General features: G+C 64.8%; 25 protein-coding genes and 6 pseudogenes. 22 read left to right on the top strand and 9 right to left on the bottom strand.

Translation table 11 applies throughout. The features are described 5' to 3' along the window. Positions 1 to 73: 73 nt before the first annotated feature. The gene (locus tag KMZ68_RS15590; RefSeq protein WP_215612142.1) at positions 74 to 508 is read left to right on the top strand and encodes a universal stress protein; all 435 of its coding nucleotides are present in this window, start codon (positions 74 to 76) and stop codon (positions 506 to 508) included. 20 nt (positions 509 to 528) lie between these two features. On the opposite strand, the gene KMZ68_RS15585 is transcribed toward KMZ68_RS15590, so the two are convergent. Beyond that, complete coding sequence (locus KMZ68_RS15585) at positions 529 to 1,776, bottom strand: MFS transporter (protein ID WP_371741338.1); 1,248 nt, start codon at positions 1,774 to 1,776, stop codon at positions 529 to 531. A 149-nt stretch (positions 1,777 to 1,925) separates the two neighbouring features. Here KMZ68_RS15585 and KMZ68_RS15580 point away from each other — a divergent pair, with 149 nt between their 5' ends. Continuing rightward, a complete protein-coding gene (locus tag KMZ68_RS15580; RefSeq protein ID WP_215612141.1) occupies positions 1,926 to 3,308 on the top strand; it encodes an Nramp family divalent metal transporter in 1,383 nt (460 codons plus the stop codon). Between the two features lie 157 nt (positions 3,309 to 3,465). On the opposite strand, the gene KMZ68_RS15575 is transcribed toward KMZ68_RS15580, so the two are convergent. From KMZ68_RS15575 to KMZ68_RS15565, 3 genes are read right to left on the bottom strand one after another with little or no spacing between them, the layout of a single operon-like run. Then, entirely contained in the window at positions 3,466 to 4,434 is a 969-nt protein-coding gene (locus KMZ68_RS15575; RefSeq protein WP_215612140.1) for a Bug family tripartite tricarboxylate transporter substrate binding protein, read from the bottom strand. Between the two features lie 43 nt (positions 4,435 to 4,477). Then, positions 4,478 to 5,374, bottom strand: a complete 897-nt coding sequence (locus tag KMZ68_RS15570) for an MBL fold metallo-hydrolase (RefSeq protein ID WP_215612139.1) — start codon at positions 5,372 to 5,374, stop codon at positions 4,478 to 4,480. A 6-nt stretch (positions 5,375 to 5,380) separates the two neighbouring features. Continuing rightward, positions 5,381 to 6,601 carry an ABC transporter substrate-binding protein gene (locus KMZ68_RS15565; RefSeq protein ID WP_215612138.1) on the bottom strand — a complete coding sequence of 407 codons (1,221 nt, stop codon included), beginning with the start codon at positions 6,599 to 6,601 and terminating at the stop codon, positions 5,381 to 5,383. A gap of 165 nt (positions 6,602 to 6,766) precedes the next feature. On the opposite strand from KMZ68_RS15565, the gene KMZ68_RS15560 reads away from it, so the two are divergent. Genes KMZ68_RS15560 through KMZ68_RS15545 form a run of 4 tightly spaced genes read left to right on the top strand, consistent with a single transcriptional unit; the run spans position 6,767 to position 9,429 of the window. Then, positions 6,767 to 7,489: a TetR/AcrR family transcriptional regulator gene (locus tag KMZ68_RS15560; protein WP_215612137.1), complete on the top strand. Its 723-nt coding sequence runs from the start codon at positions 6,767 to 6,769 to the stop codon at positions 7,487 to 7,489. Next, positions 7,467 to 8,027, top strand: coding sequence for a carboxymuconolactone decarboxylase family protein (locus tag KMZ68_RS15555; protein WP_215612136.1), 561 nt, complete (start codon positions 7,467 to 7,469; stop codon positions 8,025 to 8,027). Before KMZ68_RS15560 ends, KMZ68_RS15555 begins: the two co-directional genes overlap by 23 nt. A 1-nt stretch (position 8,028) precedes the next feature. Beyond that, entirely contained in the window at positions 8,029 to 8,886 is an 858-nt protein-coding gene (locus KMZ68_RS15550) for an SDR family NAD(P)-dependent oxidoreductase (protein ID WP_215612135.1), read from the top strand. Positions 8,887 to 8,898: 12 nt separating this feature from the next. Then, complete coding sequence (locus KMZ68_RS15545; protein ID WP_215612134.1) at positions 8,899 to 9,429, top strand: VOC family protein; 531 nt, start codon at positions 8,899 to 8,901, stop codon at positions 9,427 to 9,429. A 75-nt stretch (positions 9,430 to 9,504) separates the two neighbouring features. Here the strand turns inward: KMZ68_RS15545 and KMZ68_RS15540 are convergent, their stop codons facing one another. The 3 genes from KMZ68_RS15540 to hemB form a co-directional block, all read right to left on the bottom strand. Next, entirely contained in the window at positions 9,505 to 10,281 is a 777-nt protein-coding gene (locus KMZ68_RS15540) for an arginyltransferase (protein ID WP_215612133.1), read from the bottom strand. Positions 10,282 to 10,450: 169 nt separating this feature from the next. After that, positions 10,451 to 11,035 (bottom strand): RDD family protein, encoded by a 585-nt coding sequence (locus tag KMZ68_RS15535; RefSeq protein WP_249779371.1) that lies wholly within the window; start codon positions 11,033 to 11,035, stop codon positions 10,451 to 10,453. 114 nt (positions 11,036 to 11,149) lie between these two features. After that, a complete protein-coding gene (gene hemB, locus KMZ68_RS15530) occupies positions 11,150 to 12,208 on the bottom strand; it encodes a porphobilinogen synthase (RefSeq protein WP_215612132.1) in 1,059 nt (352 codons plus the stop codon). A 208-nt stretch (positions 12,209 to 12,416) separates the two neighbouring features. Here hemB and KMZ68_RS15525 point away from each other — a divergent pair, with 208 nt between their 5' ends. From KMZ68_RS15525 to KMZ68_RS15455, 15 genes and pseudogenes are all read left to right on the top strand, one after another. Beyond that, entirely contained in the window at positions 12,417 to 12,878 is a 462-nt protein-coding gene (locus tag KMZ68_RS15525) for a DUF6163 family protein (protein WP_215606400.1), read from the top strand. A 415-nt stretch (positions 12,879 to 13,293) separates the two neighbouring features. After that, complete coding sequence (gene ldtR, locus KMZ68_RS15520) at positions 13,294 to 13,809, top strand: transcriptional regulator LdtR (protein ID WP_215606401.1); 516 nt, start codon at positions 13,294 to 13,296, stop codon at positions 13,807 to 13,809. Positions 13,810 to 14,001: 192 nt separating this feature from the next. Beyond that, positions 14,002 to 14,226, top strand: a complete 225-nt coding sequence (locus tag KMZ68_RS15515; protein WP_215612131.1) for a hypothetical protein — start codon at positions 14,002 to 14,004, stop codon at positions 14,224 to 14,226. 20 nt (positions 14,227 to 14,246) lie between these two features. Continuing rightward, the gene (locus tag KMZ68_RS15510) at positions 14,247 to 14,468 is read left to right on the top strand and encodes a hypothetical protein (protein ID WP_215616356.1); all 222 of its coding nucleotides are present in this window, start codon (positions 14,247 to 14,249) and stop codon (positions 14,466 to 14,468) included. Between the two features lie 79 nt (positions 14,469 to 14,547). Further along, positions 14,548 to 14,829, top strand: a complete 282-nt coding sequence (locus tag KMZ68_RS15505) for a glutathione S-transferase N-terminal domain-containing protein (protein ID WP_371741337.1) — start codon at positions 14,548 to 14,550, stop codon at positions 14,827 to 14,829. A 3-nt stretch (positions 14,830 to 14,832) separates the two neighbouring features. Then, positions 14,833 to 15,009, top strand: a complete 177-nt coding sequence (locus KMZ68_RS15500) for a hypothetical protein (RefSeq protein WP_215616484.1) — start codon at positions 14,833 to 14,835, stop codon at positions 15,007 to 15,009. Continuing rightward, positions 14,988 to 15,170, top strand: coding sequence for a glutathione binding-like protein (locus KMZ68_RS15495; RefSeq protein WP_371741477.1), 183 nt, complete (start codon positions 14,988 to 14,990; stop codon positions 15,168 to 15,170). Before KMZ68_RS15500 ends, KMZ68_RS15495 begins: the two co-directional genes overlap by 22 nt. Positions 15,171 to 15,502: 332 nt before the next feature. Beyond that, positions 15,503 to 16,816 (top strand): annotated as a pseudogene (glyA, locus tag KMZ68_RS15490) (serine hydroxymethyltransferase). 13 nt (positions 16,817 to 16,829) lie between these two features. Then, the gene (gene nrdR / locus KMZ68_RS15485) at positions 16,830 to 17,312 is read left to right on the top strand and encodes a transcriptional regulator NrdR (RefSeq protein WP_215606404.1); all 483 of its coding nucleotides are present in this window, start codon (positions 16,830 to 16,832) and stop codon (positions 17,310 to 17,312) included. Continuing rightward, a pseudogene (gene ribD, locus KMZ68_RS15480) lies at positions 17,309 to 18,464 on the top strand (bifunctional diaminohydroxyphosphoribosylaminopyrimidine deaminase/5-amino-6-(5-phosphoribosylamino)uracil reductase RibD). Before nrdR ends, ribD begins: the two are co-directional and overlap by 4 nt. Further along, positions 18,464 to 19,070, top strand: a pseudogene (locus tag KMZ68_RS15475) (riboflavin synthase). The pseudogenes ribD and KMZ68_RS15475 overlap by 1 nt, the downstream one beginning before the upstream one ends. Before the next feature lie 175 nt (positions 19,071 to 19,245). After that, positions 19,246 to 19,737, top strand: coding sequence for a 6,7-dimethyl-8-ribityllumazine synthase (gene ribH, locus KMZ68_RS15470; RefSeq protein WP_215612130.1), 492 nt, complete (start codon positions 19,246 to 19,248; stop codon positions 19,735 to 19,737). A 2-nt stretch (positions 19,738 to 19,739) separates the two neighbouring features. Beyond that, positions 19,740 to 20,229, top strand: a pseudogene (gene nusB / locus KMZ68_RS15465) (transcription antitermination factor NusB). 154 nt (positions 20,230 to 20,383) lie between these two features. Next, positions 20,384 to 21,383, top strand: a pseudogene (thiL, locus tag KMZ68_RS15460) (thiamine-phosphate kinase). A 204-nt stretch (positions 21,384 to 21,587) separates the two neighbouring features. Then, positions 21,588 to 23,706 (top strand): annotated as a pseudogene (locus KMZ68_RS15455) (sodium-translocating pyrophosphatase). A gap of 114 nt (positions 23,707 to 23,820) precedes the next feature. Here the strand turns inward: KMZ68_RS15455 and KMZ68_RS15450 are convergent. Both KMZ68_RS15450 and KMZ68_RS15445 read right to left on the bottom strand, forming a co-directional pair. Then, complete coding sequence (locus tag KMZ68_RS15450; RefSeq protein ID WP_249779370.1) at positions 23,821 to 24,822, bottom strand: Bug family tripartite tricarboxylate transporter substrate binding protein; 1,002 nt, start codon at positions 24,820 to 24,822, stop codon at positions 23,821 to 23,823. 150 nt (positions 24,823 to 24,972) lie between these two features. Beyond that, on the bottom strand, positions 24,973 to 25,461 hold the full coding sequence (locus tag KMZ68_RS15445) for an outer membrane protein assembly factor BamE (RefSeq protein WP_215612128.1): 489 nt from the start codon (positions 25,459 to 25,461) through the stop codon (positions 24,973 to 24,975). Positions 25,462 to 25,583: 122 nt separating this feature from the next. On the opposite strand from KMZ68_RS15445, the gene KMZ68_RS15440 reads away from it, so the two are divergent. Beyond that, positions 25,584 to 26,129 (top strand): ubiquinol-cytochrome C chaperone family protein, encoded by a 546-nt coding sequence (locus KMZ68_RS15440; RefSeq protein WP_215612127.1) that lies wholly within the window; start codon positions 25,584 to 25,586, stop codon positions 26,127 to 26,129. Positions 26,130 to 26,140: the final 11 nt, after the last annotated feature.

Raw genomic sequence — 26,140 nt, 5'->3', positions numbered from 1 at the left:
TTGATTCATATCAATGCGTGCAGCCTCGATCCTGATTCAAGTCTACGCAAAATGCGGGGATGAGGCGCGCAGCATGTACAAGCATATTTTGCTTCCGACCGATGGCTCGGATTTGTCGAAGGCTGCGGTGAAGCACGGCATCGAGCTGGCGAAAACCATCGGCGCCAGGGTGACTGCGCTGGTGGTATCGACGCCGCTGAACTCCCTCGTCGTCGATCCCAGCGTCGTTTCGAGCGCGCTGGATCAATACAAGGCGCTGGTCGCCGAGCAGACCGCGAAATATCTCGACAACGTACGCAACAACGCCTTGAAGGCCGGCGTCGAGTGCAGCGCGTTGTGCATCGAGCACGACAAGCCGTACGAGGCGATCGTCGACACCGCGAAGAAGCAAGGTTGCGATCTCGTGGTCATGGCGTCACACGGTCTGCGCGGCGTGTCGGCGATCCTCGGCAGCGAAACCCTGAAGGTGCTGACCCACACCTCTGTCCCGATCCTGGTCTATCGCTAGGTCATGGTCCGGCAGGCCCGCTACGCTTGCGCCGGCTCGCCGACCATCTCCGGCTGCCGCGCCAGCGAGACCGCCGGCGACAGCAGGATCACCAGCGCCTGCGCGCCGAAGATGATGGCGGCGAGATAGAGGCAGGCTTCCGCGCCGTAAAATCCGCCGACGATGGCGCCGAGCGCCGAGCCGAGCGGGCGCGCACCATAGCTCATGATATTGATCGCCGAGACCCGGCCGAGCAGGGAGGGCGGCGTCACCGATTGCCGCAGGGTGGTGGTAGAGATCACCCACAGGATCGGGCCGGCGCCGAGCAGGAAGAAGCTCAAGCCGGCAAGCCATGGCGAGGGAATGACCGTGGTCAGCGCCATCACGCCGGCGGCGATGAAGCCGGTAACCGGCCCCAATCCAATCACGGTGCCGAAGGCGAGGCGCCGCATCACGCGTGTTGCGAGCAGCGCGCCGGCCACCATGCCGGCGCCGTACATCCCGAGCGTGATGCCGACGCCGGTTGCCGACAGTCCGAGGCGGCGCACCGCATAGGGCACGAAAACCGCCAGCAGCAGGAACGAGGCGGTGTTGAAGATGAACTGCGTGATGAACACCGGCCGCAGCAGCGGATGATGCAGCACGAAGTTGGCGCCTTCCCGGATCTCCTGCAGCGGATGGCGCCGCGGGGCCGGCGCACGCACCGGCTCGTAGATGCCCGACAGCAGCACCACCGCGATCACCGACAGCGCCGCGGCGAAACCGAAGGCCGGCGCGGCGCCGAGCCAGCCCACCAGCACGCCGCCCAGCGCCGGGCCGCCGGCGAACGCGATGGTGCGCGCAAGCTCGATCCGCGCATTGGCCGCGGGCAACAGTTGTGGCGTCACCAGTGACGGCACCAATGCCGGCGCCGCGACGCTGTAGGCGACGGTGCCGCATACCGCGACGAAGCCGAGCACGGCAAGCAGGGGCAGCGACAGCAGGTCGAGCCAGATCAGCAGGAGGATTGCGAACAGCGCTGCCGCGCGCAATCCTTCCGCGCCCGCCATCAGCCAGCGCCGCGAGATACGGTCGGCGAAGAGGCCGGCGGGAATCGCAAACAGGATGAAGGGCAGCGTCAGGGCGGTCTGCAGCGCCCCGGTCCGGCCTTCGCCGACGCCGAGCAGCAGCACCGCGACGATCGGCGCGGCGGCCAGTGCGATCTGCTCGGCCGACTGCGCGGCGAGATTGGACCAGGCCAGCCGGTTGAAGGTCTTGGGCAGGTGGGGGGCGTGGTTGATCGCGATCATGGCGTGATTCCCTGGCAGCCGGTAGGCTTGCACTGTCCGGCTCAAGGGGCGGTGGGGACACCCGTTTCCCGACTGAGCTCCGGAGGAGGTGACCTAGATGCAGTTGCAAATGAGTTGCATTAAGACCGATTATCGGTCATCCTTCCGAAATGGACGCAAGATCACCCGCTTTGACGCCTGATTCCCTGCCCAATGACACGCCTGATGCCTCAGGTTGGCGTGCCGACGCCTCGGCCGGCGTCCAGCACAGCCTGCCCGAGGTCTATGGGACCATTTTGGTTCCCTTCCGCGGACACTGGGCCCGCAAGCTGCTGGCCTTCGCCGGTCCCGGTTATTTGGTCTCGGTCGGCTACATGGACCCCGGCAACTGGGCGACCGACCTCGCGGGCGGATCGAAGTTTGGCTACACGCTGCTGTCGGTCATCCTGCTCTCGAACCTGATGGCGATCCTGCTGCAGGCACTCGCCGCGCGGCTCGGCATCGTCACCGACCGCGATCTGGCGCAGGCCTGCCGCGCCACCTATTCGCGGCCGGTCAACTTCATGCTGTGGCTGGCCTGCGAGGCCGCGATCATCGCCTGCGATCTCGCCGAGGTGATCGGCACCGCGATCGCCCTGAAATTGCTGTTCGGCATTCCCCTGGTCGGCGGCGCGCTGATTGCAGCCCTCGACGCCTTCCTGCTGCTGCTTCTGATGAACAAGGGCTTTCGCTTCCTCGAAGCCTTCGTGATCGCGCTTCTGATCGTCATCGCGGTCTGCTTTGTGGTCCAGATCACGGCCGCCGCGCCGCCGGTCGCCGCGATGCTGCGCGGCTTCGCGCCGTCCACCGAGATCTTCACCAATCCCGAGATGCTCTACATCGCCATCGGCATCATCGGGGCGACCGTGATGCCGCATAATCTCTATCTGCACTCTTCGATCGTGCAGACCCGCGCCTATGAACGGTCAGACGAAGGCCGCCGCGACGCGATCAAATGGGCGACGACGGACTCCACCATCGCGCTGATGCTGGCCTTGTTCATCAATGCCGCTATCCTGGTGGTGGCGGCCGCGACCTTCCACAAGAGCGGGCACTCCGACGTCGCCGAAATCGGCCAGGCTTACGAATTGCTGTCGCCGCTGCTCGGTCTCGGCATCGCATCGACGCTGTTTGCAGTGGCGCTGCTCGCCTCCGGCCTCAACTCGACCGTGACGGCGACGCTGGCGGGCCAGATTGTGATGGAAGGTTTTCTGCACCTGCGGCTGCCAAGCTGGGCGCGGCGGCTGGTGACCCGCGGCATCGCCATCGTCCCGGTCATCATTGTCACCGCGCTCTATGGCGAGCGCGGCACCGGGCAGCTTCTGGTGTTCAGCCAGGTCGTGCTGTCGATGCAGCTGCCGTTCGCCGTCATTCCCCTGGTGCGGTTCGTCTCCGACCGGCGCAAGATGGGCAAATTTGCCATTCCCACGCCGGTCGCCGCGCTGGCGTGGGTCGTTGCCGGCATCATCGTCACCCTGAACCTCAAGCTGCTGTTCGAGACGTTCTTCGGGTGAGGGCTAACGCACCGCTGTCATCGTCCGGCTTGACCGGACGACCCAGTATTCCAGAGACGGTTGTGATTGATCGAGAGGCCGCAGCGTACTGGGTCACCCACCTGCGCGGGTGATGACAACCTACCTTGAGGCGGCGTCGCGGATCATCTCGGCATCGCTATTTCACCTCAATGCCCGCTTCCTTCGCGACCTTCTTCCAGGCCTCGATGTCGCGTGCGTTGATGTCGCGTTGCTGATCGCCTGATAGAAAACTGGCGGTGACGCCGAGCGCCAGCAGTTTTTGCGCGATCTCCGGATCGGCCAGCGCTTGCTTCAGCGCATCGGAAAGCTTGCGCGCGACCGGCTCGGCGAGGCCGGCGGGCGCGTACATCGCCCACGCGAGACTCCGTTCGAAGGCGATGCCCTGGTCCTTGTAGCTCGCGACCCCGGGCAGGCTCGGCGAACGTTCGCCGCAGGCCGCCAGCGCTTTCAGCTTGCCGCCCTGCACCAGGGGCGTTGCGGTCGCCATATCCAGCATCGCCAGCTTGATATGGCCGCCGAGCAGGTCGTTGGCGATCTTGGCGATGCCGTTGAACGGGACATGCTCGAGGCGGATGCCGGCCTGCTGCGACAGGATCTCGCCGCAGAACTGTCCGGTGGAGCCGACACCCCAGGTGCCGTACTGGATCGGCGTGCCGCTCTTCGCCATTTTGGTCAAGCCGGCGACGTCGCTGGCGGCAAAATCGTTGGTCGCTACCAGCAGTATCGACGACGTTCCGATCCGCCCGATCGTGGTAAAATCCTTGATCGGATCGTAGGGCAGGCTGGGATAGACCGCCGGCGCCAGCACGTGGGTGGTCATGCCGCCGATCGTGATGGTGTAACCGTCTCCAGCTGCGGCCGCGACCTGCTGCGTGCCGATGGTGCCGGCCGCACCGGTGCGGTTTTCGATGAAGATGGTCTGGCCGAGGCGCTTGCCCATCCCGTCGGCCAGCAAGCGGCCGATCACGTCGCCGCCGCCACCGGCCGCGTAGGGCAGCAGCATCCTGATCTTCCTGGACGGGTAATCTGCCGCATCCTCGGCATGTGCCGGCGCCATTGCCGATGCGAGCGCGAGCAATGAAAGCGTGATCGTGCGAAAATTCATTCTAACTCCTCTGTGTTGCCTGCTGCCTTGTTGTTCGAAACTGTTAGTGATCCTCGAACCGAAATCTGAATGCGTCGCCGTGGCTCACCACGCGGCCGGCGGTCGGCGCGGGGAAGTGGCCGGTGAGCAGGAAGCTCGGCGTATCTGCCAACTGCCGCAGCAGGCCAAGCCGCGTCGCCAGCGCCGCGGCGGGGTCGAAATCGGCGGCATTGGCCAGCCACGGCGCCGCGCACTGGATCGGATGATGGATCACATCGCCGGACATCACCGCATGATCCCCGCTGCCGCGCAGGTCGATCATCATGTTTCCGGCGGTGTGGCCCGGCGCCGGGACGAAGCGCAAGGTCGCGTCGCGATCGTCGAACAGGCAGTGGTCGGATCCGACCAACTCCGCCTGGCCCGCCGCCACGACGGGAAGCACGGAGTCCTCGAACGATCCGTGATTGATCGCGCGTTCCGGCTTGAGTTTGTGTTTCTGCTCCCAATGCTCGTATTCGATCGCACCCATGAGATAGCGCGCTCTCGGGAAAGTCGGGACCCAGCGCCCGTCGACCAGTTGGGTGTTCCAGCCGACATGATCGACATGCAGATGGGTGCACATCACGAAGTCGACGTCTTCCGGGCGCACGCCCAGCGCCCGCATGTTGGCGAGGTAGGGCTGGTTGAGCCGGTGCCAGACCGGGACCCGCGGCCGCTCCTTGTGGTTGCCGCAACAGGTGTCGACGATCGCGGTCCAGCCGGGCGTGCGCACGACATAGGAATGATGACTGAGGATGAAGCGGCCGGTGCCCGGCTCGATATAGCGTTGGTCGAGCCAGTCCCTGTTGGTCTCGATCACCTCGTCATCGGCATTGGCGAACAGCCATTTCTTGTCGAACGGCAGCCGGTCGATCTCGATTAGGCGATCGATCCGCATGCCGCCGATTTTCAGCTGCCGCATCGCGCTTCAGTTCCGCAATAACTCGCCGAACGGTACCCACCGCGTGCCGTCGAAGCGGATCAACTGCAGGCTCGTCATCGGCGTATATCGTTGCGCAGAGTTGCTGATGGCGGTGCCATTGATCAGCATCGGCAGGCGGACGTCCTTCATGCTGGTCGCTTGCTTCAGTACGTTGGCCCGCGTCAGGTCGTTGCCGGCGGCCTTCAGCACCGCGGTCAGTGTCTGCGCGATGGTGTAGCCATAGACGTTGAGCCAGTCGGCCTTGTTGGCATCCGGCATGTATTTGTTCATGAAGGCCTGCCATTCCCTGTAGCCGGGATCGTCTTTGAGATCCGGATTGGTGCTGTCCTTCAGGTACTGGCTCGAGATCACGCCGACCGAATTGTCGCGCCCGGCCGGTTCGAGCACGCCGCTGATCGAGGCGGAGACGTTCGAAATGATGGTGATCGGCTTCCAGCCGACCTCCGCCACCTTGCGGATGGCTTGCGCGGCGAACTTGGGCGTGGCTGCCACCAGCAGCACGTCGGCGCCGCTGTTCTTGAGCAGCAGGATCTGCGTGTCGATGGTGGGCGAGGTGGTCTCGTAGGGCGCCTTGGCGACCAGGAGATTGCCGCCGCTCGCCTCCAGCTTCTCCTCCAGCGCCTTCAGATAGTCTTTGCCGAGGTCGTCGTTCTGGTAGAGCACCCCGACCTTGGCGTTCGGACGGCTGGCCCGGATGTACTTCGCATAGGCAAAGGCCTCGTCGCGGTAGCTCGGCTGCCAGCCGACCGTCCACGGGAAATTCTTCGCATCGTCCCATTTGGCCGCGCCGGAGCCGAGGAACAGCTGCGGCACCTTGCGGTCGTTGAGATATTTGTGCACGGCGCTGTTGGTCGGCGTGCCGACCCCGCCGAAGATCAGCAAGACCTCGTCGCTTTCGACCAGCCGCCGGGTCTGCTCGACGGTTTTCGGCGGGCTGTAGGCATCGTCGGCGATGATCATTTCGATGCGACGCCCGTTGACGCCGCCGTCATCGTTGACCTTGCGAAAATAGGCCTCGGCCGATTTGGCGATCTGCGCATAGGCGGAGACGGGCCCGCTGAGCGGCGCCGTGGTTCCGATCTTGATTCGCTTGTCGTCGGCGCCGGGATCGTATTTCGCGGGATCGGCGGCCTGGGCCGGGATCGCGGCGAGCATCGGCAGCACGACGCACAGAGCGTGCAGGGGGTGTCTGAAAAAACGGGACATCGCTGGGTTCCTTCCTTGGGTCTCTCGCCTCGCCGGCCGCGGGTCGAACGCCCGCGTTCCGCTTTCGAACGGCCGTCCTGAAGCCTCCTGTGCCGCTGGCGGCAGGGGCAAACGAACGATCGTTCGTCTGTTGACTAGCGAACGATCGTTCGCTAGTCAATGCGGATGACCTCGAAGGCTTCCACCGCGGCCGACACCGCCGCGCTCTCGACCCGCGAGCGCATTCTGACCGAGGCGCTCGGCCTGTTTGCCGAGAGCGGCTATGGCGGCGCCTCGATGCGCGAACTGGCGCGCCGGGTCGGCATCCGCGAGAGCAGCTTCTACAATCACTTCCCGAGCAAGGCGGCGATCCTCGAAGCCATCGTCAGCGAGCACGGGCCGGCGAGTTCGGCGAGCCGCCTCGAGGCGCCGCGCTACCGCCAGCTGCGCCAGCAGCCGGCCGCGTTCTGCCGCCAGTTCGCACTCGATCTGGTCGAGCAGTGGTCGGACCCGCGCGAACACCAGTTCCAGAAGGTCATCACCGCCGAACGCAATCGGGTGCCCGGCATCCGCGCCAAATTCGCCGATCAGTTCTATTCGCGCGAGCAGCGGCTGATGACGGATTATTTCCGCGGTTTCGCGCTGGCCGGTCTGATCACGACGACGGATCCGCGCGAGGCGGGACGGCTGTTCGCAGCCGGCCTGATCTATATCCGCCTCGAACACTACGTGATGGGCGCCCAAGCCTCGCCCCGCGAGCGGGTAGTCGAGGCGATCGAGCATTTTCTCACATTCTTCCTGGCCATGATCGCGGCGAAGGACGCCGCCGTCGCTGCGAAGCCGGTCAGCACAAATGCAAAACCAACAAGAACCAAGGGAGAGAAGCGTGGCAAGGTTGCCCCTGATTGATCCGGAGACGACGACGGGCGATATCCGCGCCTCCTTCGACCGGATGCCGGTGAAGCTGAACATCTTTCGCATGATGGCCCACGCCGAAGCCAACATGATCCCGGCGATGCGGCTCGGCAATTCCATCCTGCATCGCCAGAAGCTCAGCGCCGCCAACCGCGAATTGCTGATCCTGCAGGTCGCGCAGCTCGAAGGCGGCGCCTATGAGTGGCGCCAGCACGTGCCGATCGCGCTCGGCGTCGGCGTCACGCAGCGCCAGGTCGATGGTCTCGAACGCGGCGACTATGGCGGCGAGGCTTTCAATGCGGCGGAACGCGCGCTGCTGGCTTTTTGCCGCGAGGTCACCCGGAACGTTCGCGTGGCGGAGCCGGTGTTTGCCGATATGCGCAAGCATTTCAGCGAGCAGGAAACCGTCGAGGCGATCGTCGCCATCGGATTCTACATGATGATGGCCCGCCTCACCGAAGCGACCGAGACCGATCTCGATTCCGCCGCCGGCATGCGCGTCTACGACGGCGGCAAGCCGCGGAGCAACTGAAGTGTCCGACGCACCATCGCCGACCGGCGCGAAGCCGGAACCCTATGTCCGTCCGCTGAGCGCGGAATCCTCGGGCAGCGCTCCCGGCAGGGGGCGGCTGAAGGGACGCCGCGTGCTGGTGGTCGGCGGGGGCCAGCGGACGTTCGATGCCGCGACCGACCCGATCGGCAACGGCCGGGCGATGAGCCTGTTGTTCGCGCGCGAGGGCGCTGAGGTCGCCGTCGCCGACCTCAATCTTTCTTCCGCCGAGGGCACCGTCGGCCGGATCAAGGCCGAGGGCGGCCGCGCCTTTGCGATTGCTGCCGATGTGACGCTCGAATCCGATGTCCGGCGCATGATCGATGAGGCGCAGCGGACCATGGGCGGCCTCGACGGCATGGTTTTGAACGTCGGGACCTTCGGCAAGACCGGGCTCGACGGCGTCAGCGCCGAGGAATGGAACAAGATCTACGACGTCAATGTGCGCGGGCCGATGCTGGCGTGCCGCGAAGCCCTGCCCAAATTCGAGAACGGCGGCTCGATCGTCTTCATCTCCTCGATCGCCGCACTGCGGGCCGGTTCGCAGATGCCGGTCTATGATTCCTCGAAGGCCGCCCTCGGTGGGCTGATGCGCAACATCGCCCATGTCGGCGCGCGGCGCGGAATCCGCGTCAATCTGGTCTATCCGGGTCTGGTCGACACGCCGAACGGACGCACGGCCGGCGCCGGGCGGCCCTCGCGCGGCAAGGGACATGTGCCGTTCGGCCGCCAGGCCACCGCGTGGGAAGTGGCCTATGCGGTGCTGTTTTTCATGTCGGAGGAAAGCGTCTACGTCACCGCGCAGACGCTCGCCGTCGACAGCGGCCTGAGCGGAATGTAACGGAGGCTTTTCATGAGCGCGTTGTTCGGCAAGGTCTGCCAGAACGGCTATGTCGTTCGCGACATCGGAGCGGCGATGAAATTCTGGACCGAGGTGATGCGCGTCGGGCCGTTCTTCTATATCCCCGAGGTCAAGACCGAATGGTTCCGCTACAAGGGCGCCGATTCAGCGGTCGAGATGAGCATCGCGCTGGCCAATTCCGGCGACCTGCAGATCGAACTGATCCAGCAGCGCAACGACGCGCCGTCGATGTATCTCGATCATCTGAAGCAGCACGGCGAAGGCCTGCAGCACATGTCCTATTGGACCAATGATTATCAGGCGCTCTACGATCGGGCGATCGCCGAAGGTTTCGTCGTCGGCCATGAGGGCCAGATCGGCGGCCCTAGGGGCCGGTTCGCCTATTTCGAGACATCTGGCCATGCCGGAACCGTGGTCGAGATCTCCGACATCAGCGGCGGCAAGGGCCGCTTCTTCGGCCACATCCGGAAAGCCGCCGAGAACTGGGACGGCAGCGACCCGGTGCGGGTGATCGGGAATTAGGCTGGGGCAGTGAAGAAGATGCGAATGGCGAGTAGCGAATGAAGGTTTCGCTATTCGCTACTCCCTATTCGCCATCTAGTCCTGCGGTTCGGACAGCACTTCGCCCGAAGCGTCGATGCGCAGCCAACCGGAGGGGGCGAGGCGCTGCTGCGGCAGGAAGCGGCCCTTGTAGTCCATCTTCTTCGAGCCTTCGATCCAGTAGCCGAGATAGACGTAGGGCAGGCCGAGCCTTCGGGCGCGGATGATGTGGTCGAGGATCATGTAGGTGCCGAGCGAGCGGCTTTCCTGTGACGGTTCGAAGAACGAATAAACCATCGACAGCCCATCGCTGAGCACGTCGGTCAGCGCCACCGCCACCAGTTCCTCGGCGCGGCCGGTAATGCCGGTATCGGCGCCGCGCTTGCGGTATTCGATGACACGGGTCTCGACGTGGCTGTCCTCCACCATCATCGCGTAATCGAGCACGGTCATGTCGGCCATGCCGCCATGGCGGTGCCGCGCGTCGAGATAGGCGCGAAACACCGAATATTGCTCCGAGGTCGGCACCGCATTGCGCTGCTCGCCCACGATGTCGGCGTTGCGGGCCATGATCTTGCGGAAATTGCGCGAGATGCGGAATTCGTTGGCGATGACGCGGACGGAAACGCAGGCGCGGCACTGGTCGCAGGCCGGCCGGTAGGCGATCGACTGGCTGCGCCGGAAGCCGCCATGGGTCAGGAGGTCGTTGAGGTCGCCGGCCTTGTCGCCGACCAGATGCGTGAACACCTTGCGTTCGTGCCGGCCCGGCAGATAGGGGCAGGGCGAGGGCGCGGTCAGGTAGAATTGCGGGGTGTCACGCGAGTGCTGGGTCACGTTTGGTCGTCAGGCCTCCGAACCATGGCGTTTCCAAGCGAATTGGGTACCGGTTCGCATGAAGAAAACGCCTCAAAAAACCACCAGAGCAGGTTCGGCCCCGATTCAGCAGGGCCGAACAGTTTCCAGCATCGCGCCACGGAGGCCGACGGTCAATCGGCTTGCCGGTTCAAAAAGTTCTTGCAGGCTGTGCCGTCTGGGTGCGGACCGAGCTGTTGATGACCACCGTTCCCAGCACGAAATCGTGCAGCAGCCGGCAGCGGCCGTTGAACAGGCCGACCAGCAGGATCAGCGGGGTCAGGAACGAGATCGACACCCAGAACAGCACCGCATGCATGGCGCCGAGCACGAAATAACCGGATGCCCCGTACCAGGTGCGCAGCTCCAGATCCATCACGCGCATGCCCAGGGTAGCCGAATGCGGTCCGCCTATCGAGGCGCCGTAATAGACCACCGCCCAGACCACGGTGGCCGGCCAGGCCAGCCAGAACAACGCCCAGCCCAACCCCAGCGTGATCAGGCCGAACACCGCGATGAAGAGGTAACCGAGGATCACCGGGACCGCGATCACGACGGCGTCGATCAGGAAGGCGAACACCCGCCGCGTCGGCACCCCGCGAAACAACTCCGGCTGCAGCACCGGATCGAACGCATGCGGCTGCACCCCACCGTCGTTGCGCCAGGCGCCGCCAGCGTTACCAGCGCCGCCAGCATTGCCTGCGCCGCCAGTGTTACCAGAATCGCCATAAGACATGGTCAGTCCTCCAGACCGTGCATTCCCGGGACAGGACATGGGAATGGCTGCTGATGGCTGCAAGGGACTTCCGTCATTCCGGGATGGTCCGAAGGACCAGACCCGGAATGACGATTACCTCTCCGCCTTCAGCTTCTCCGCCGCCTGCGGGGCGAAATAGGTCAAAATGCCGTCGGCGCCGGCGCGCTTGAAGCCGAGCAGGCTTTCCATCATCGCCCGTTCGCCGTCGATCCAGCCATTGCCGCTGGCGGCCGCGATCATCGCGTATTCGCCGGACACCTGGTAGACGAAGGTCGGCATCGCGAAGGTGTCTTTGACGCGCCGCACGATATCGAGATAGGGCATGCCCGGCTTCACCATCACCATGTCGGCGCCTTCGGCGATGTCGAGTTCGACCTCGCGCAGCGCCTCGTCGGAATTGGCGCTGTCCATCTGGTAGGTGCGCTTGTCGCCGGTCAGCGTCTTGGCCGAGCCGATGGCGTCGCGGAACGGGCCGTAGAAGGCGGAGGCATATTTCGCTGCATAGGACATGATCTGCACGTCGAGGAATCCGGCCTGGTCGAGGCCGTCGCGGATGGCGCCGACGCGGCCGTCCATCATGTCCGAGGGCGCGATGATGTCGCAGCCGGCTTCGGCCTGCACCAGCGCCTGCCGCACCAGCACCGCCACGGTCTCGTCGTTGAGGATCTTGCCGTCCTCGATCAGCCCGTCATGGCCGTGACTGGTGAAGGGATCGAGCGCTACGTCGCAGAGCACGCCGAGATCGGGAAATTCCTTCTTGATGGCGCGCACCGACTGGCAGACCAGATTGTCGGCATTGGTTGCCTCGGAGCCGTACTCGTCGCGTAGGGACGGCTCGGTATAGGGGAACAGCGCGATGCAGGGGATATTCAGCTTCATGGCGCGCTCGGCGTCGCGCACCGCCTGATCGACGGTGAGGCGGTCGACGCCGGGCATCGAGGCGACCGGGGTGCGCTTGTTGTGGCCGTCGACCACGAACAGCGGCCAGATCAGGTCGTCCGCGGTCAGCACGTTTTCCCGCACCAAGCGGCGCGCCCATTCGCTCTTGCGATTGCGGCGCGGGCGGATCACGAGATCGAGCGAGGGGGCGAGGGCGGTCTTTGGCCGCGGCGCGTCGCGCATTTCGATCGGACGGCCGAATTTGATCGCCATGGTATTGTCACTCCTGGGGCGGCAGACTGGAACGGTTCCAATTCTAGCATCTTGCATGGCAGGCGTCATTGGCATCTTGACCTGCCGCAAATCGTCCGCCGCACCGCCTGCCGGATTGATTTTGCCGCGCCGAGGGGCCAAGAGTCTTCCAATTAGGGGACCAGTCGACTGATGAAAGCGCATTTTGCAATCATGAACGGCACTCCGCATGTCTGAAACCCCGGCGCGCGACCAGTCGCGCGACAATGCGATGTCGGTGGCGGCGATCTCGTCGGAGCGAATCGAATCCGACGAGAATGCGTGGACCCGGCGGCTGGTGTTTTTCCTGCGCATCATGGCCGTGGTCTCGGTGGCCAAGGGCCTCTACCATTGGGCCCAGGTCACGGGCTTCATCGGCGGCGAGGAAGAGGCGTTCGAGAACCAGCCGATGGCCTGGCAGACCGCCACGGTTTATTTCGCCGTCATCGAACTCGTCGCCGCGGTCGGGCTGTGGCTGGCGACGCCGTGGGGTGCCGTGGTGTGGCTCACCACCGTGGTGTCGATGGCGGTGATCGAACTGATGTTTCCGGGAATCTATGGCGGCAGCCTCACGGTGGTGGGGCTGGAGGCCCTGATGCTGGCGGCCTATCTCGCGCTGGCGTGGATGGCGGCGCGCGAACGGCCGCCATAGGCGTTTCGAATTCGCACACGGGCAGGAATTGTTGTGCGCCTTCGCGATCGTTCTTGCCGAATTCGGCAAATCCACCTGCGGTCGCATCAAATTTTCCGGAACTTTTGCGGTAACTTTTCAGTCACCCTAACGCCGCGGTCACAGGTATTACGCAGGCGTTTCCAATTTGAACGATACTGTTCCCATATGCGACAGAGTGCGCCAACGAAGCGTGAACAGGGGCGCTCCACCGTTTATCGAAGGGTTGCGAAAAGTCCTTATGTGGCGGGCTTAATCCGCGATTCACTGTCTTAAATTCATGATCTCTTTATTGTCTTATTTAAGCGGATCTTCAAACCGCCCCCTTAAGTTGTGGCTATCAGGCGGAACAAAAGTTTCGTCGAATAAGTCGCTAAAAACGACAAGGGGAAGTGTCATGATCAAAGCCGTTGCAACGGCGGTGGAAACCGCTGACCGCGCTCCGGGACAAGCTCCGGTGCAGCCGCTCTACCTCGAAGCATTGACTTTGGTGGAGCGTCTGCATCGCCGTCTGCTCGACGTCATCAAGGATGAATTCGATCGCCGCGGCCGCGCCGACATCAATTCGGTGCAGGCGCTCCTGCTCTACAACATCGGCGACAAGGAGCTGACCGCGGGCGAACTGCGCACGCGCGGTTACTACCTCGGCTCCAACGTCTCCTACAATCTGAAGAAGCTGGTTGAACTCGGCTTCCTCGATCATCAGCGCAGCCGCGTCGATCGCCGCTCGGTCCGCATCCGCCTCACCGCGCAGGGCCAGGAAATCCGCAAGATCGTCGATGCGCTCTATCAGAAGCACGTCAAGACCGTGGAACAGGTCGGCGGCATCTCGAACGAGGAGTTCGCGACCCTGAACAAGTCGCTGCACCGGCTCGAGCGGTTCTGGACCGACCAGATTCTGTATCGTCTCTGACGCTTATTCGACTGCGAGATCAGGCCAAGCCGGCGTCGCAAAAGACCGGCGGCAACTAGGTTAGAGACTTCCCCAAGCGCATCGGTCCGGGCCTTCCGGACCGGTGCGTTTTGTTTTTTCGGGGGTTTTTGCCCCTCCGAGCAATGGAACTTTTGCACCTCGCCCGGCTTATCTCGTATCGGAGGACAAGCCATGCAGGTCGAGCGCGGATTGCAGGTGCTGAACGTCGAAGTGCTCGGCGACGCCTATTGCATCGCCGCGAACTATCTGCGCCGCACCGGCGCGATCGCCGACACGCTCGCCACCCATGAGCGGCTGCTCCAGATCATCGTACAGATGTTTGAGCGCGGCGAATTCAACCGGATTCGCCTCGCCAACAGGGCGATCGCGAAGTTCGAAGCCACCGAGCCTGTCTGATGGATAGCGAAGAGGATCCCATGGAAGCCGTCATCGATCGCATCATGATGACCTACGATCTCCTGATGATCCGCACCGCCGCGGCCAGCGCCGAAGCGCGCGCCAGGGTGACGGACTATCTCACCACGCTGATGGAAGCCGGCGAGAAGGATACGCATCGGCTGACGGTGTGCGGGCTGACCTATCTGCGCGAACTCGACGGATCGAGCGATCCGGTGAAGGCGGGATTTACGGGGCTGTGAGGCGTCCGACAGCTGTATGCGTTGCTGAGATCTCGCGGAAACGATACACCTCGGGACAACATCGCGCCGAGGAAACCCCATGCTCACCCTGCATCATCTCAACGACTCCCGCTCGCAGCGGATCCTGTGGCTGCTGGAGGAACTGGGCACGCCCTATGAGATGAAGCGCTATCAGCGCGATGCCGTCACGCGGCTGGCGCCGCCGGAGCTGACAAAAGTGCATCCGCTCGGCAAGTCGCCCGTGATCACCGACGGCGACATCACCATCGCGGAATCGGGCGCGATCGTCGATTACATCATTCGCAAATGGGAAGGGCGCGATGATGCCGGCGCCCGGCAGTGCCGAGTACGAAGCCTATAACGAGTGGCTGCACTATTCGGAAGGCTCGGCGATGCTGCCGCTGATGATGAACCTCTACGTCTCGGGCTGAAGGAGGCCGGCGCTCCCTTGCATCCGCGCATCGACAGCGAAATGGCAAACCATCTCGGCTATGTCGACGGCGCGCTGAAGGGCAGGGAATTCTTGTCGGGACGTCGCTGACCGGCGTCGATATCCAGATGAGCTTTGTCGCCGAGATGGCCAAGGTGTTCGACAAGCTCGGGCCCTATCCGAACCTCAGCGCCTGGCTGACGCGGATGCACGCGCGGCCGGCGTTCCAGCGCTCGGTCGAGAAGGGCGGGGCCTACCGGTTCGCGAAGTAATCCCGTCGTTCCGGCGAACGCCGGAACCCATACGCCGTGCCAGCGGGAAGGGGCGCCGTGGCAGACGGCTTTGCTCCAACGAGCTTTCGTGGTTATGGGCCCCGGCTCGAGGCCGGGGCGACGCCGGGGAGGTGTTTGGGCCGGCGTTTACGGGACGAGGACCGGCTGGAACCCGCCCAATCCCCACCATATCTTGCATAAATATCAGCCATGTACCGCAAGTGCTTGGCCGCCGCTGCCCGATATGGTATCCCGCCAGCGCCGCTTTCGATCGCCACACGTGACCGGCCGCACCTCGCCTAACAGGTTGCGGCGGTGGAGATATTTCGCCGATGAGCTCTTCCTCTTCCAGCTCCAAGACCGCTTCCGCGCCCGACTCGTTCTTCACTGCGACCCTTGAGCAGGCCGATCCCGAAATCGCCGCCGCGATCCGCGGCGAACTCGGCCGCCAGCGCCATGAGATCGAGCTGATCGCATCCGAAAACATCGTCAGCCGCGCGGTGCTGGAAGCCCAGGGCTCGGTGATGACCAACAAATATGCCGAGGGTTATCCGGGCGCGCGTTATTACGGCGGCTGCGAATGGGTCGACGTCGCCGAGACACTGGCGATCGAGCGGGCCAAGAAGCTGTTCGGCGCTGGCTTTGCCAACGTCCAACCCAATTCAGGCAGCCAGATGAACCAGGCGGTGTTCCTGGCGCTGCTGCAGCCCGGCGATACCTTCATGGGCCTCGACCTCGCGGCCGGCGGCCATCTCACCCACGGCTCGCCCGTCAACATGTCCGGCAAGTGGTTCAAGGCCTCGCACTACACGGTGCGGCGCGAGGATCAGATCATCGACATGGATGCCGTCGCCAGGCAGGCCGAGCAGGTCAAGCCGAAGCTGATCATCGCCGGCGGTTCCGCCTATTCGCGCGCCTGGGACTTCAAGCGATTCCGCGAGATCGCCGACAGTATCGGCGCCTATTTCATGGTGGACATGGCGCATTTCGCCGGCCTCGTCGCCGGCGGTGCGCACGCTTCGCCGGTGCCGCATGCGCATGTCACGACCACCACCACGCACAAATCGCTGCGTGGCCCGCGCGGCGGCCTGATCCTGTGGAACGACGAGGCGCTGACCAAGAAGCTGAATTCGGCGATCTTCCCGGGCATGCAGGGCGGCCCGCTGATGCATGTCATTTGCGGCGAAAGCGGTAGCGTTCGCCGAAGCTTTGCGCCCGGACTTCAAGATCTACGCGAAGAACGTGGTCGAAAAACGCCAAGGCGCTGGCGGAAGCGATGCGTGCCCAGGGCTTCGATATCGTCTCCGGCGGCACCGACAACCATCTGATGCTGGTCGACCTCCGGCCGAAGGGCCTCAAGGGCAATGTCTCGGAGAAGGCATTGGTGCGCGCCGCCATCACCTGCAACAAGAACGGCATCCCGTTCGACCCCGAGACCCCGTTCGTCACGTCGGGTCTTCGTCTGGGGACCCCGGCGGCGACCACGCGCGGCTTCGGCGTCGCCGAGTTCAAGCAGGTCGCCCCTCATGATTGCCGAAGTGCTCAACGCGCTGGCGCAGTCGCCGGACGGCAAGGCGCCGATGGTGGAAGCCGCGATCAAGGAACGGGTCAAGGCACTCACCGACCGCTTCCCGATCTATCAGTAAGGTCACTTTCCGGATGCGATGCCCCAGCTGCAACAGTCTCGATACGCAGGTGAAGGACTCGCGTCCGACCGAGGATTCCGCCGTGATCCGGCGGCGCCGGGTGTGCGTCGCCTGCAATTTCCGCTTCACCACTTTCGAGCGGGTGCAGCTGCGCGAACTCACGGTCATCAAGCGCAACGGCCGCCGGGTGCCGTTCGACCGCGACAAGCTGGTGCGCTCGCTGCAGATCAGTTTGCGCAAGCGCCCGGTCGATCCTGAACGGGTCGAGAAGATGGTTTCGGCGATCGTGCGCGAACTCGAAAGCGGCGGCGAGGCGGAGATTTCGTCGGAGGCGATCGGCGAGATCGTGATGGAGCATCTGCGCCAGCTCGACGACGTCGCCTATGTCCGCTTCGCCTCGGTCTATCGCAATTTCCGCGAAGCCAAGGACTTTGAAACCGTGCTCGGCGAGCTCTCCGGCGATGACGAAGCGCGGCTCGCCCCGTTGCGCAAATGATCTTCCGTATTCTGGAAGACCAGTACGCCCAGAAAGCCCGGGAATCCAAGGCTGCCGACCAGCGCTTCATGGCGCTGGCGCTGGCGCTGGGCCGGCGCGGGCAGGGCCGGGTCTGGCCCAACCCGGCCGTCGGCGCGGTCGTGGTAAAGGACGGGATCATCGTCGGCCGCGGCTGGACTCAGGCCGGCGGCCGTCCCCATGCCGAACCCGAGGCGCTCGGGCGCGCCGGCGAGGCCGCCCGCGGCGCCACCCTTTATGTGACGCTGGAGCCGTGTTCGCATTTCGGCAAGTCGCCGCCCTGCGCCGACGCGGTGATCGCTGCCGGCATCGCCCGGGTGGTGTCGGCGATCGAGGATCCCAATCCCGAAGTGGCCGGGCAGGGCCATGCCAAGCTGCGCGCCGCCGGAATCACCGTCGATATCGGGCCAGGGACGGCGGAGGCGGCGCGCGATCATGCCGGGCATTTTCCGCCGCGTCCGCAACAAGCGCCCGCATGTGATCCTGAAACTTGCGGTATCGCCGGACGACAAGATTGCCGCTGCCGGCCACAAGCCCGTCGCCGTCACGGGCGAGGCCGCCAAAGCGCGGGTGCACCTGCTGCGTGCGCAGTGCGACGCCATCCTGGTCGGGATCGGCACCGTGCAGGCGGACGATCCGCTGTTGACCTGCCGCCTGCCGGGCATGGAATCCCGTTCGCCGGTGCGGGTGGTGCTGGATCGGAGCTTGCGGATTTCCGGCACCAGCAAATTGATTCATTCCGCGCGGGAGACGCCGCTGTGGGTGATGACGTCGAGCCTCGCCGAAGCGCCCGCCGCCATGAAGCTCGGTGCCGCCGGTGCGCAGGTGATGCGGGTGCCCACCACGACCGCGCCGCTGCCGGGCCTCGATCTCGCAGCCGTGCTGCAGGCGCTGGCCGAGAAGGGCATCACGCGGCTCCTGGTGGAGGGTGGCGCGAAGGTGGCGTCATCCTTTGTCGCGGCCAACCTCGTCGACGAAGTCTGGCTGCTGCGCGGCGCCAATCCGGTCGGCGCCGATGGCGTCCCCGCGCTGGACGCATTGCCGCTCTCGGCCATCACGCAGTCGCCCGCGTTCAAACTCCGTGCTAGCGAAACGCTGCAAGACGACACTCTTACAGTTTACGAGCGCGCTTAATGTTTACCGGCATAGTCACCGATCGGCGAAATCGTCAGCCTGACGCCGACGGCGCAGGGGCAATTGCATCGCCTGCGCATCGCCTGCCGCTACGACCGGTCAACCATCGCCGACGGCGCCTCGATCGCCTGCAATGGCGTCTGCCTGACGGTCGTCGGCTCCGGCGTGGAGCAGGGCAAGACCTGGTTCGAAGTCGACACCGCCGCCGAAACGCTGCGCATGACCACCGCGAAGCACTGGGTGGCGGGAACCAGACTCAACCTGGAGCGCGCGCTGAAGATCGGCGACGAGCTCGGCGGCCATATCGTCGCCGGCCATGCCGACGGCGTCGCCACCATCGTCAAGCGTGACGACCTGCCCGACATGGCGCGGTTCGAGCTCTCCACCGTGCGCGAACTGGCGCGCTTCATCGCGGTAAAGGGCTCGGTGACGCTGGATGGCGTGTCGCTGACGGTGAATACCGTCAATGACGCGGTGTTCTCGGTGCTGATCATTCCGCACACGCTCGCTGTCACGACGCTGCAAGGCTGGCGCGCCGGCAGCGAGGTCAATCTCGAGGTCGACCTGATGGCGCGCTACGCCGCGCGGCTGTCGGAAATGAAGTAGACGCGGCCCTTGGCTTTGCCGGTGACCGCGCCTAAAAACGCCCCACCAACCCCTCATGGTGAGGAGGCGCTAGCGCCGTCTCGAACCATGAGGCCCGGAAATTTCCTCATCCTTCGAGACGCGGCCGAGCGGCCGCTCCTCAGGGTGAGGGCACCGACCGAAACGGAAAGATTCAATGGCAGACGCGCGGCGCGCACCCCTGAAGGACCAGACCGACATCTCCGGCGCACGGGCGCTGATCGTCGAGGCGCGTTTCTATGACGACATCCAGGACGCGCTGCTGGAAGGCGCGGTCGCCGAGTTGAAAGCCGCCGGGGTCAGCCACGATGTCATCACGGTGCCCGGCGCGCTGGAAGTTCCAGCCGCGATCGCAATCGCGCTCGATGCCGCCGAGAACAACGGCAAGCCCTATGATGCGGCGATTGCGCTCGGCTGCGTGGTGCGCGGCGACACCATCCATTTCGAAATCGTCTCGATCGAATCCTCGCGGGCGCTGATGAACCTCGCGGTGAACAGAAAGTTCCCGCTCGGCAACGGCATCATCACCGTCAACACCGACGCGCAGGCCTGGGCGCGGGCGCGCTCCGGCGAACTCAACAAGGGCGGCGACGCCGCGCGCGCGGCATTGGCGATGCTGCGGATCAAGCGCCGTCTGGCCAGGGCCTGATCATGGCGGACAGCAAGAACAAGAGCCCGGACAAGAAGGCCAACCGGCGCGGCGCGGCGCGGCTCGCCGCCGTGCAGGCGCTCTACCAGATGGATATCGGCGGCGCCGGGATCAACGACATCTTCGCCGAGTTCGAGAGCCACTGGCTCGGCAACGAGGTCGAGGGCGATACCTATCTGCCGGCCGAAGCCGCCTTCTTCAAGGACGTTGTCGCCGGCGTGGTGCGCGACCAGGCCAAGCTCGATCCCCTGATCGACGAGGCGCTGTCGAAGGGCTGGCCGCTGAAGCGGATCGACGCCATCTTGCGCGCGGTGTTGCGCGCCGGCGCCTATGAACTCGAGCATCGCAAGGACGTGCCCGGCCGCGTTGTGTGTGTCGGAATATGTCGATGTCGCGCATGCCTTCGTCGAGGCCGAGGAGACCGGCATGGTGAATGCGGTGCTCGACCAGATCGCCCGCCAGTTTCGCGCCGACGAGTTCGCGCGGGGGTAGCTGGAATGGGCGCCAGCCGCACGTTCAGCTGTCATCATCCGCGAAAGCGGATGATCCGGTACGCCGCGGCGGTCGTATTTGATCACTTGCGCCGCGGCGTACTGGATCGTCCGGCCAAGCCGGGCGACGACAGTCGTGGTTTGGAGCGCGCATTATGACCGGTCCCAAACAGTCTCCATCCGGCGAGGACGCGCTGATCGCGCGCTATTTTCAACCTCTCGCGACCGACCCCGGCGCGTTCGGCCTGATCGATGACGCCGCGATCCTGAAGCCATCGGCTGACGACCTCGTGCTGAAGACGGACGCGATCGTCGAGGGCGTGCATTTTTTCCCCGATGACCCACCGGACACAGTCGCGCGCAAGGCGCTGCGGGTGAACCTGTCCGATCTCGCCTCCAAGGGCGCAGTTCCCGCCGGCTTCCTGCTGACGTTGGCCCTGCGCAGCGCGGACGATGCCTGGCTGGCGCCGTTTGCGCGCGGGCTTGGCGAGGATGCGGCCCGATACGGCTGTCCGTTGCTGGGCGGCGATACGGTTTCCACACCCGGTCCCAAGATGATCTCGATCGCGGCGTTCGGGCGGGTGCCGCCGGGCAGGATGGTCCATCGCAGCGGCGCCAAGCCGGGCGACCGGATCGTGGTGAGCGGGACGATCGGCGACGCCGCGCTCGGCCTCGATATCCTGAAAGGCGGCGCGGTCGCCAAGGCACTCGCCGGCGACGCCGCGGCAAGAGATGCTGGTCGGCCGTTACCGCGTGCCGCAGCCGCGCAACGCCCTGGCGCAGGCGGTTCGCGACCATGCCTCTGCGGCGATGGACGTGTCCGACGGCCTGGCGGGAGACCTCGCCAAGCTGTGCGCGGCTTCAGCGGTGTCCGCCGTGATCGATGCGCCGGGTATTCCGCTGTCGGCACCGGCAGCGGCCTTGCTGGCGCGCGGCACGGTCGGCATTGGAACCATCGTGGCCGGCGGCGACGATTACGAGATTCTGTGCGCAATCCCGGAGAATCGCGTCGAGGCATTTGCCGCAGCCGCCGGGCAGGCCGGGGTGGCCGTGGCCTCGATCGGCACGGTCATCGCCGGGCCGTCAGCCCCGAAATTCCTGGACGCGCAGGGCAGGGAGATCGCGCTAAAGCACCTGTCCTACAGCCATTTCTAGAATTCCGGGAAAAAGCGCCGGCCGGGACGCAAATACCTGCCGAAATCGACCGTTTATGCCCTTCGCAGCGTTGCGCAGCGGATGCGATTTTGGCATGGTCCCGCCGATTTAAGGCCGCCCTTCTGGGCAGGGCAGGCCTTCTTTTTATGCGTCCGCCGCTCCCGCGGTGAGGCGTGGGGTTGACCAAAATCTGAGGCAAATTCAATGACAGCATTATGGGCGATCGTGCTCTGCGGGGCGCTTTCCATTCTCTACGCCATCTGGGCGACGGCATCGGTGATGAAGTCGGATGCCGGCAATCCGCGAATGCAGGAAATCGCGGCCGCAGTGCGCGAAGGCGCAGGCCTATCTGAAGCGCCAGTACATGACGATCGGCATGGTCGGTATCGTGATCTTCGCGCTTCTGGCCTACTTCCTCGGCATGCTGGTCGCGGTCGGCTTCCTGGTCGGCGCGGTGCTGTCGGGTGCGGCCGGCTTCATCGGCATGAACGTCTCGGTTCGCGCCAACGTGCGCACCGCACAGGCCGCGACGATCTCGCTGGCCGGCGGACTTGAACTCGCCTTCAAGGCTGGCGCGATCACCGGCATGCTGGTCGCGGGTCTGGCGCTGCTCGGCGTCACCATCTATTTCGCCTATCTCACGCACTTCCTGGGGCTTGGCGCCAACAGCCGCACCGTGGTCGACGCGCTGGTCGCGCTCGGCTTCGGCGCTTCCCTGATCTCGATCTTCGCCCGTCTCGGCGGCGGCATCTTCACCAAGGGTGCTGACGTCGGCGGCGATCTCGTCGGCAAGGTCGAAGCCGGTATTCCCGAAGACGATCCGCGCAACCCGGCCACCATCGCCGACAACGTCGGCGACAACGTCGGCGATTGCGCCGGCATGGCCGCCGACCTGTTCGAGACCTATGCGGTGACCGCGGTCGCCACCATGGTGCTGGCCGCGATCTTCTTCGCGACCTCGCCGCTCTTGGTGAACATGATGACGCTGCCGCTCGCGATCGGCGGCGTCTGCATCATCACCTCGATCGCCGGCACCTTCTTCGTCAAGCTCGGCGCCAGCCAGTCCATCATGGGCGCGCTGTACAAGGGCCTGATCGCCACCGGCGTGCTCTCTCTGGTCGGCGTTGCCGCCGTAATCCACTGGCTGATCGGTTTCGGTCCGCTGGCCGGCGTGAAGTACACCGGCATGGCGCTGTTCGAGTGCGGCGTCGTCGGTCTCGCCGTCACTGGTCTGATCATCTGGATCACCGAATACTACACCGGCACCGACTTCCGCCCGGTGAAGTCGATCGCGGCCTCCTCGGTCACCGGTCACGGCACCAACGTGATCCAGGGTCTCGCGATCTCGATGGAATCCACCGCGCTGCCCGCGATGGTCATCATCGCCGGCATCCTCGTCACCTACAGCCTTGCCGGCCTGTTCGGCATCGCGATTGCCACCACCACCATGCTGGCGCTGGCCGGCATGATCGTGGCGCTCGACGCCTTCGGCCCGGTCACCGACAATGCCGGCGGCATTGCCGAAATGGCCGGCCTGCCCAAGGAAGTCCGCAAGGCCACCGACGCGCTCGACGCCGTCGGCAACACCACCAAGGCGGTCACCAAGGGCTACGCGATCGGCTCCGCCGGTCTCGGTGCGCTGGTGCTGTTCGCGGCCTACAATGAAGACCTCAAATTCTTCATCGGCAACGCCGCGAAGTTTCCGTACTTCCAGGGCGTGGTGCCTGACTTCTCGCTGAATAACCCCTACGTCGTGGTGGGCCTGTTGTTCGGCGGCCTGCTGCCGTATCTGTTCGGCGCGATGGGCATGACCGCGGTCGGCCGTGCGGCCGGCGCGATCGTCGAGGAAGTGCGGCGCCAGTTCCGCGAAAAGCCCGGCATCATGCAGGGCACCGACAAGCCGGACTACGGCAGGGCGGTGGACCTCCTGACCAAGGCCGCGATCAAGGAAATGATCATCCCGTCGCTGCTGCCGGTGCTGTCGCCGATCTTCGTCTACTTCGCGATCTACGCCATCGCCGGCGGCGGTGCGGCCGGCAAGTCGGCGGCGTTCTCCGCCGTCGGCGCGATGCTGCTCGGCGTCATCGTCACCGGCCTGTTCGTCGCGATCTCGATGACCTCGGGCGGCGGCGCCTGGGACAACGCCAAGAAGTACATCGAGGACGGCCACTACGGCGGCAAGGGCTCCGACGCCCACAAGGCCGCGGTGACCGGCGATACCGTCGGCGATCCCTACAAGGATACGGCGGGCCCGGCGGTGAACCCGATGATCAAGATCACCAACATCGTGGCGCTGTTGCTGCTGGCGATCCTGGCGCACTAAGCGTTCGACATGGCCGAAAAAGAAACCCCGCGGTGCGAGCCGCGGGGTTTTTTCGTTGCCAGGCCTAGGGATGGATTGCTTCGTCGCTAGCGACCCTCGCGATGACGGCGAGGTTCACTTCACCTCCATCTGCAGTCCTTCCTTCTGGATGATGCTGGCGAACTTCGCGGTCTCCGCCTGGATGAAATCGGTATACTGCTGCGGGGTGCCGTAATCGGTCGTTGCGCCGATCTTGGCGATGTTGGTCTTGATGTCCTCGCGCTCCAGGAACACCTTGATCTCCTTGTTGAGGGCGTCGACGACTGGGGCCGGCGCGCTCTTCGGCAGGAAGATGCCGAACCACGACGAGACGTCGAATTTGGCCAGTTCCGGCCCGGCTTCGCGCACGGTCGGAATGTTCGGCGCCAGCGCGCTCCGCTCCGGCGTGGTCACCGCCAGCGCATTGAGCTTGCCTTCCTGAACCTGCGGCAGCGTCGGATAGAGATTGTCCGACAGGATCTGGATATCGCCGCCGAGGGCGGCCTGCAGCGCCGGGCCGGCGCCGCGGAACGGCACGTGCACCACCTTCAGGCCGGTGAGCTGCAGCAGCCAGGCCATGGTGAGGTGAGGGCTCTGCCCGACGCCCGACGAGCCGTAGGTGAGCTTGTCCGGATTGGCCTTGATGTAGGCGATCATCTCGGGGATCGACTTGATCGGAACCGACGGGTGCGCCGAGATGATGTTGGGAATCCGGATCAGGTTGGAAACCGGCTGCAACTGGTCCGGCTTGTAGGTCATATTCTTGAAGATGCTGTAGGCGATGGCATTGGGGCCGGGATTGCCGACCAGAATGACGTGCCCGTCGCCCTTGCTGCGCACGACTTCCGACGTGCCGATGGTGCCGCCGCCGCCGGACCGGTTCTCCACGATCGCGGACTGGCCCCATGCGGTCTGCAGATGCGCCGCCAGCAATCGCCCCATCACGTCGGTAGTGCCGCCCGGTGCGGCCGGCACGATCAGGCGGACCGTCTCGGTCGGCCGCCAGTCGGCACCCAGGCTCGTGCGCGGCAGGATGGCCGAGGTGGACAGCGCGGCGGCTCCGGTCAGAACGTGGCGGCGAGAAATCAGTCTGGTCACATGTCGCTCCCTGCTTGGATTGTTGTTTGCAGGGAACCTGTAGGGAATGGCCGTTGGGTCGACAAGCGACGGCTGGGCGCAGCTGGGCCCGAAGCCATGCATCCCGATTGGTCAGGGCCGCACGGCTCAGCCCTTGTTGCTCGAGGCGCGCTAGTTGAAGCTGAGCAGCTTGAACAGCGGCGTCAGGTAGCTGAGTTCCTGGCCTGAAGTGGGCGTGGTGCGGCTGACGAAGTCGAAGATCTTGCCGTCCTGCAGCCCGTAATTGGCAAGCCGCCGCACCTGGCGATTCTTGTCGAAATAGACCGCAATCACGCGCTGGTCGATGACCTGCTGGTTCATGAACGCGACCTTGCGTTCGGAACGCTGCGAAATGTAGTAGAACACCTCGCCATTCAGGGTTGCGACCGTGGAGGGCGTGCCCATCACGATCAGCACCTGGTCCTGGCTGGCGCCGATCGGAATCTGCTCGAGCGCGCCCGGCGGCAGGATATAGCCCTTCTGGAACTGCTCGCCGGTGCAGGCGCCGAGCACGGCGCACACCACGCCGATGGCTGCAATGGCGCGCAGGCGGCTCCAGCGCGCTGCGAGGCCGCGCGGTGAGGTCACGCGGGAGGAGGCTGTCTGGCTCAATTCGGTCATTCCGGAACTGGTCCCGTCCCCTTGCATCGCGCGAGGCGTTGACGTACCGGGCAGCACGCTGGATTGCAACAAGCGCGGGCTCCCACTACGGAAACCTTGGGGGCTCGCCCGCGGAACCCACAATGCTTTGGCCGTTCAATCACTTCAGGAAACCCCGGATGCCCTCGCGCGGCACCATTGAGGTCATCTATGGCATGATCGTGACGCAAGCGCGAGAACCCTTGTTTTATCGGGACTTGGCCGTCCCGGACACGGTTAATGGCCGTTTCGATCTCCTGCTGCTGCATTTGTGGATGGTATTGCGGCGGATGCGGTCGATGCAGGGTGGGGCGGACCTGTCGCAGGCGCTGTTCGATCGCTTCTGCGACGATATGGACGCCAATTTGCGCGAAATGGGGGTCGGCGACCTCACCGTCCCGAAGCGGATGCAGGCCTTCGGGGAGGCGTTTTACGGCCGGTCGGCGGCCTACGACCTCGCTTTGACCGCCGGCCGGGAGCCGCTGGCGCAGGCGCTGTGCAAGAATATCCTGAACGGCGAACATATCGACGAGGCCCGGCAGCTCGCGGTCTATGCCGAGGCGGCCACCGCCGCGCTCGAACGGCTGGACGAGGCGGCCGTGCTGGGCGGATCGTGGAAGTTCCCTTCGCCAGCTCCCGCGGGCGCTTAAGCCATGAGCAG

It is taken from the genome of Bradyrhizobium sediminis (genome assembly GCF_018736105.1).
GTDB lineage: Bacteria > Pseudomonadota > Alphaproteobacteria > Rhizobiales > Xanthobacteraceae > Bradyrhizobium.
This window is presented reverse-complemented; position numbering and strand designations above follow the sequence as displayed.

Bases quoted from the DNA above. Each gene is read 5' to 3' on its own strand.
- KMZ68_RS15445 (WP_215612128.1), bottom strand. From the start codon at position 25,461: ATGACCGAATTGAGCCAGACAGCCTCCTCCCGCGTGACCTCACCGCGC.
- ldtR (WP_215606401.1), top strand. From the start codon at position 13,294: ATGATCAAAGCCGTTGCAACGGCGGTGGAAACCGCTGACCGCGCTCCG.
- KMZ68_RS15525 (WP_215606400.1), top strand. From the start codon at position 12,417: ATGTCTGAAACCCCGGCGCGCGACCAGTCGCGCGACAATGCGATGTCG.
- nrdR (WP_215606404.1), top strand. From the start codon at position 16,830: ATGCGATGCCCCAGCTGCAACAGTCTCGATACGCAGGTGAAGGACTCG.
- ribH (WP_215612130.1), top strand. From the start codon at position 19,246: ATGGCAGACGCGCGGCGCGCACCCCTGAAGGACCAGACCGACATCTCC.
- KMZ68_RS15545 (WP_215612134.1), top strand. From the start codon at position 8,899: ATGAGCGCGTTGTTCGGCAAGGTCTGCCAGAACGGCTATGTCGTTCGC.
- KMZ68_RS15585 (WP_371741338.1), bottom strand. From the start codon at position 1,776: ATGATCGCGATCAACCACGCCCCCCACCTGCCCAAGACCTTCAACCGG.
- KMZ68_RS15590 (WP_215612142.1), top strand. From the start codon at position 74: ATGTACAAGCATATTTTGCTTCCGACCGATGGCTCGGATTTGTCGAAG.
- KMZ68_RS15575 (WP_215612140.1), bottom strand. From the start codon at position 4,434: ATGAATTTTCGCACGATCACGCTTTCATTGCTCGCGCTCGCATCGGCA.
- KMZ68_RS15505 (WP_371741337.1), top strand. From the start codon at position 14,548: ATGCTCACCCTGCATCATCTCAACGACTCCCGCTCGCAGCGGATCCTG.
- KMZ68_RS15440 (WP_215612127.1), top strand. From the start codon at position 25,584: ATGCTTTGGCCGTTCAATCACTTCAGGAAACCCCGGATGCCCTCGCGC.
- hemB (WP_215612132.1), bottom strand. From the start codon at position 12,208: ATGGCGATCAAATTCGGCCGTCCGATCGAAATGCGCGACGCGCCGCGG.
- KMZ68_RS15565 (WP_215612138.1), bottom strand. From the start codon at position 6,601: ATGTCCCGTTTTTTCAGACACCCCCTGCACGCTCTGTGCGTCGTGCTG.
- KMZ68_RS15535 (WP_249779371.1), bottom strand. From the start codon at position 11,035: ATGTCTTATGGCGATTCTGGTAACACTGGCGGCGCAGGCAATGCTGGC.
- KMZ68_RS15560 (WP_215612137.1), top strand. From the start codon at position 6,767: ATGACCTCGAAGGCTTCCACCGCGGCCGACACCGCCGCGCTCTCGACC.
- KMZ68_RS15515 (WP_215612131.1), top strand. From the start codon at position 14,002: ATGCAGGTCGAGCGCGGATTGCAGGTGCTGAACGTCGAAGTGCTCGGC.
- KMZ68_RS15570 (WP_215612139.1), bottom strand. From the start codon at position 5,374: ATGCGGCAGCTGAAAATCGGCGGCATGCGGATCGATCGCCTAATCGAG.
- KMZ68_RS15580 (WP_215612141.1), top strand. From the start codon at position 1,926: ATGGACGCAAGATCACCCGCTTTGACGCCTGATTCCCTGCCCAATGAC.
- KMZ68_RS15510 (WP_215616356.1), top strand. From the start codon at position 14,247: ATGGAAGCCGTCATCGATCGCATCATGATGACCTACGATCTCCTGATG.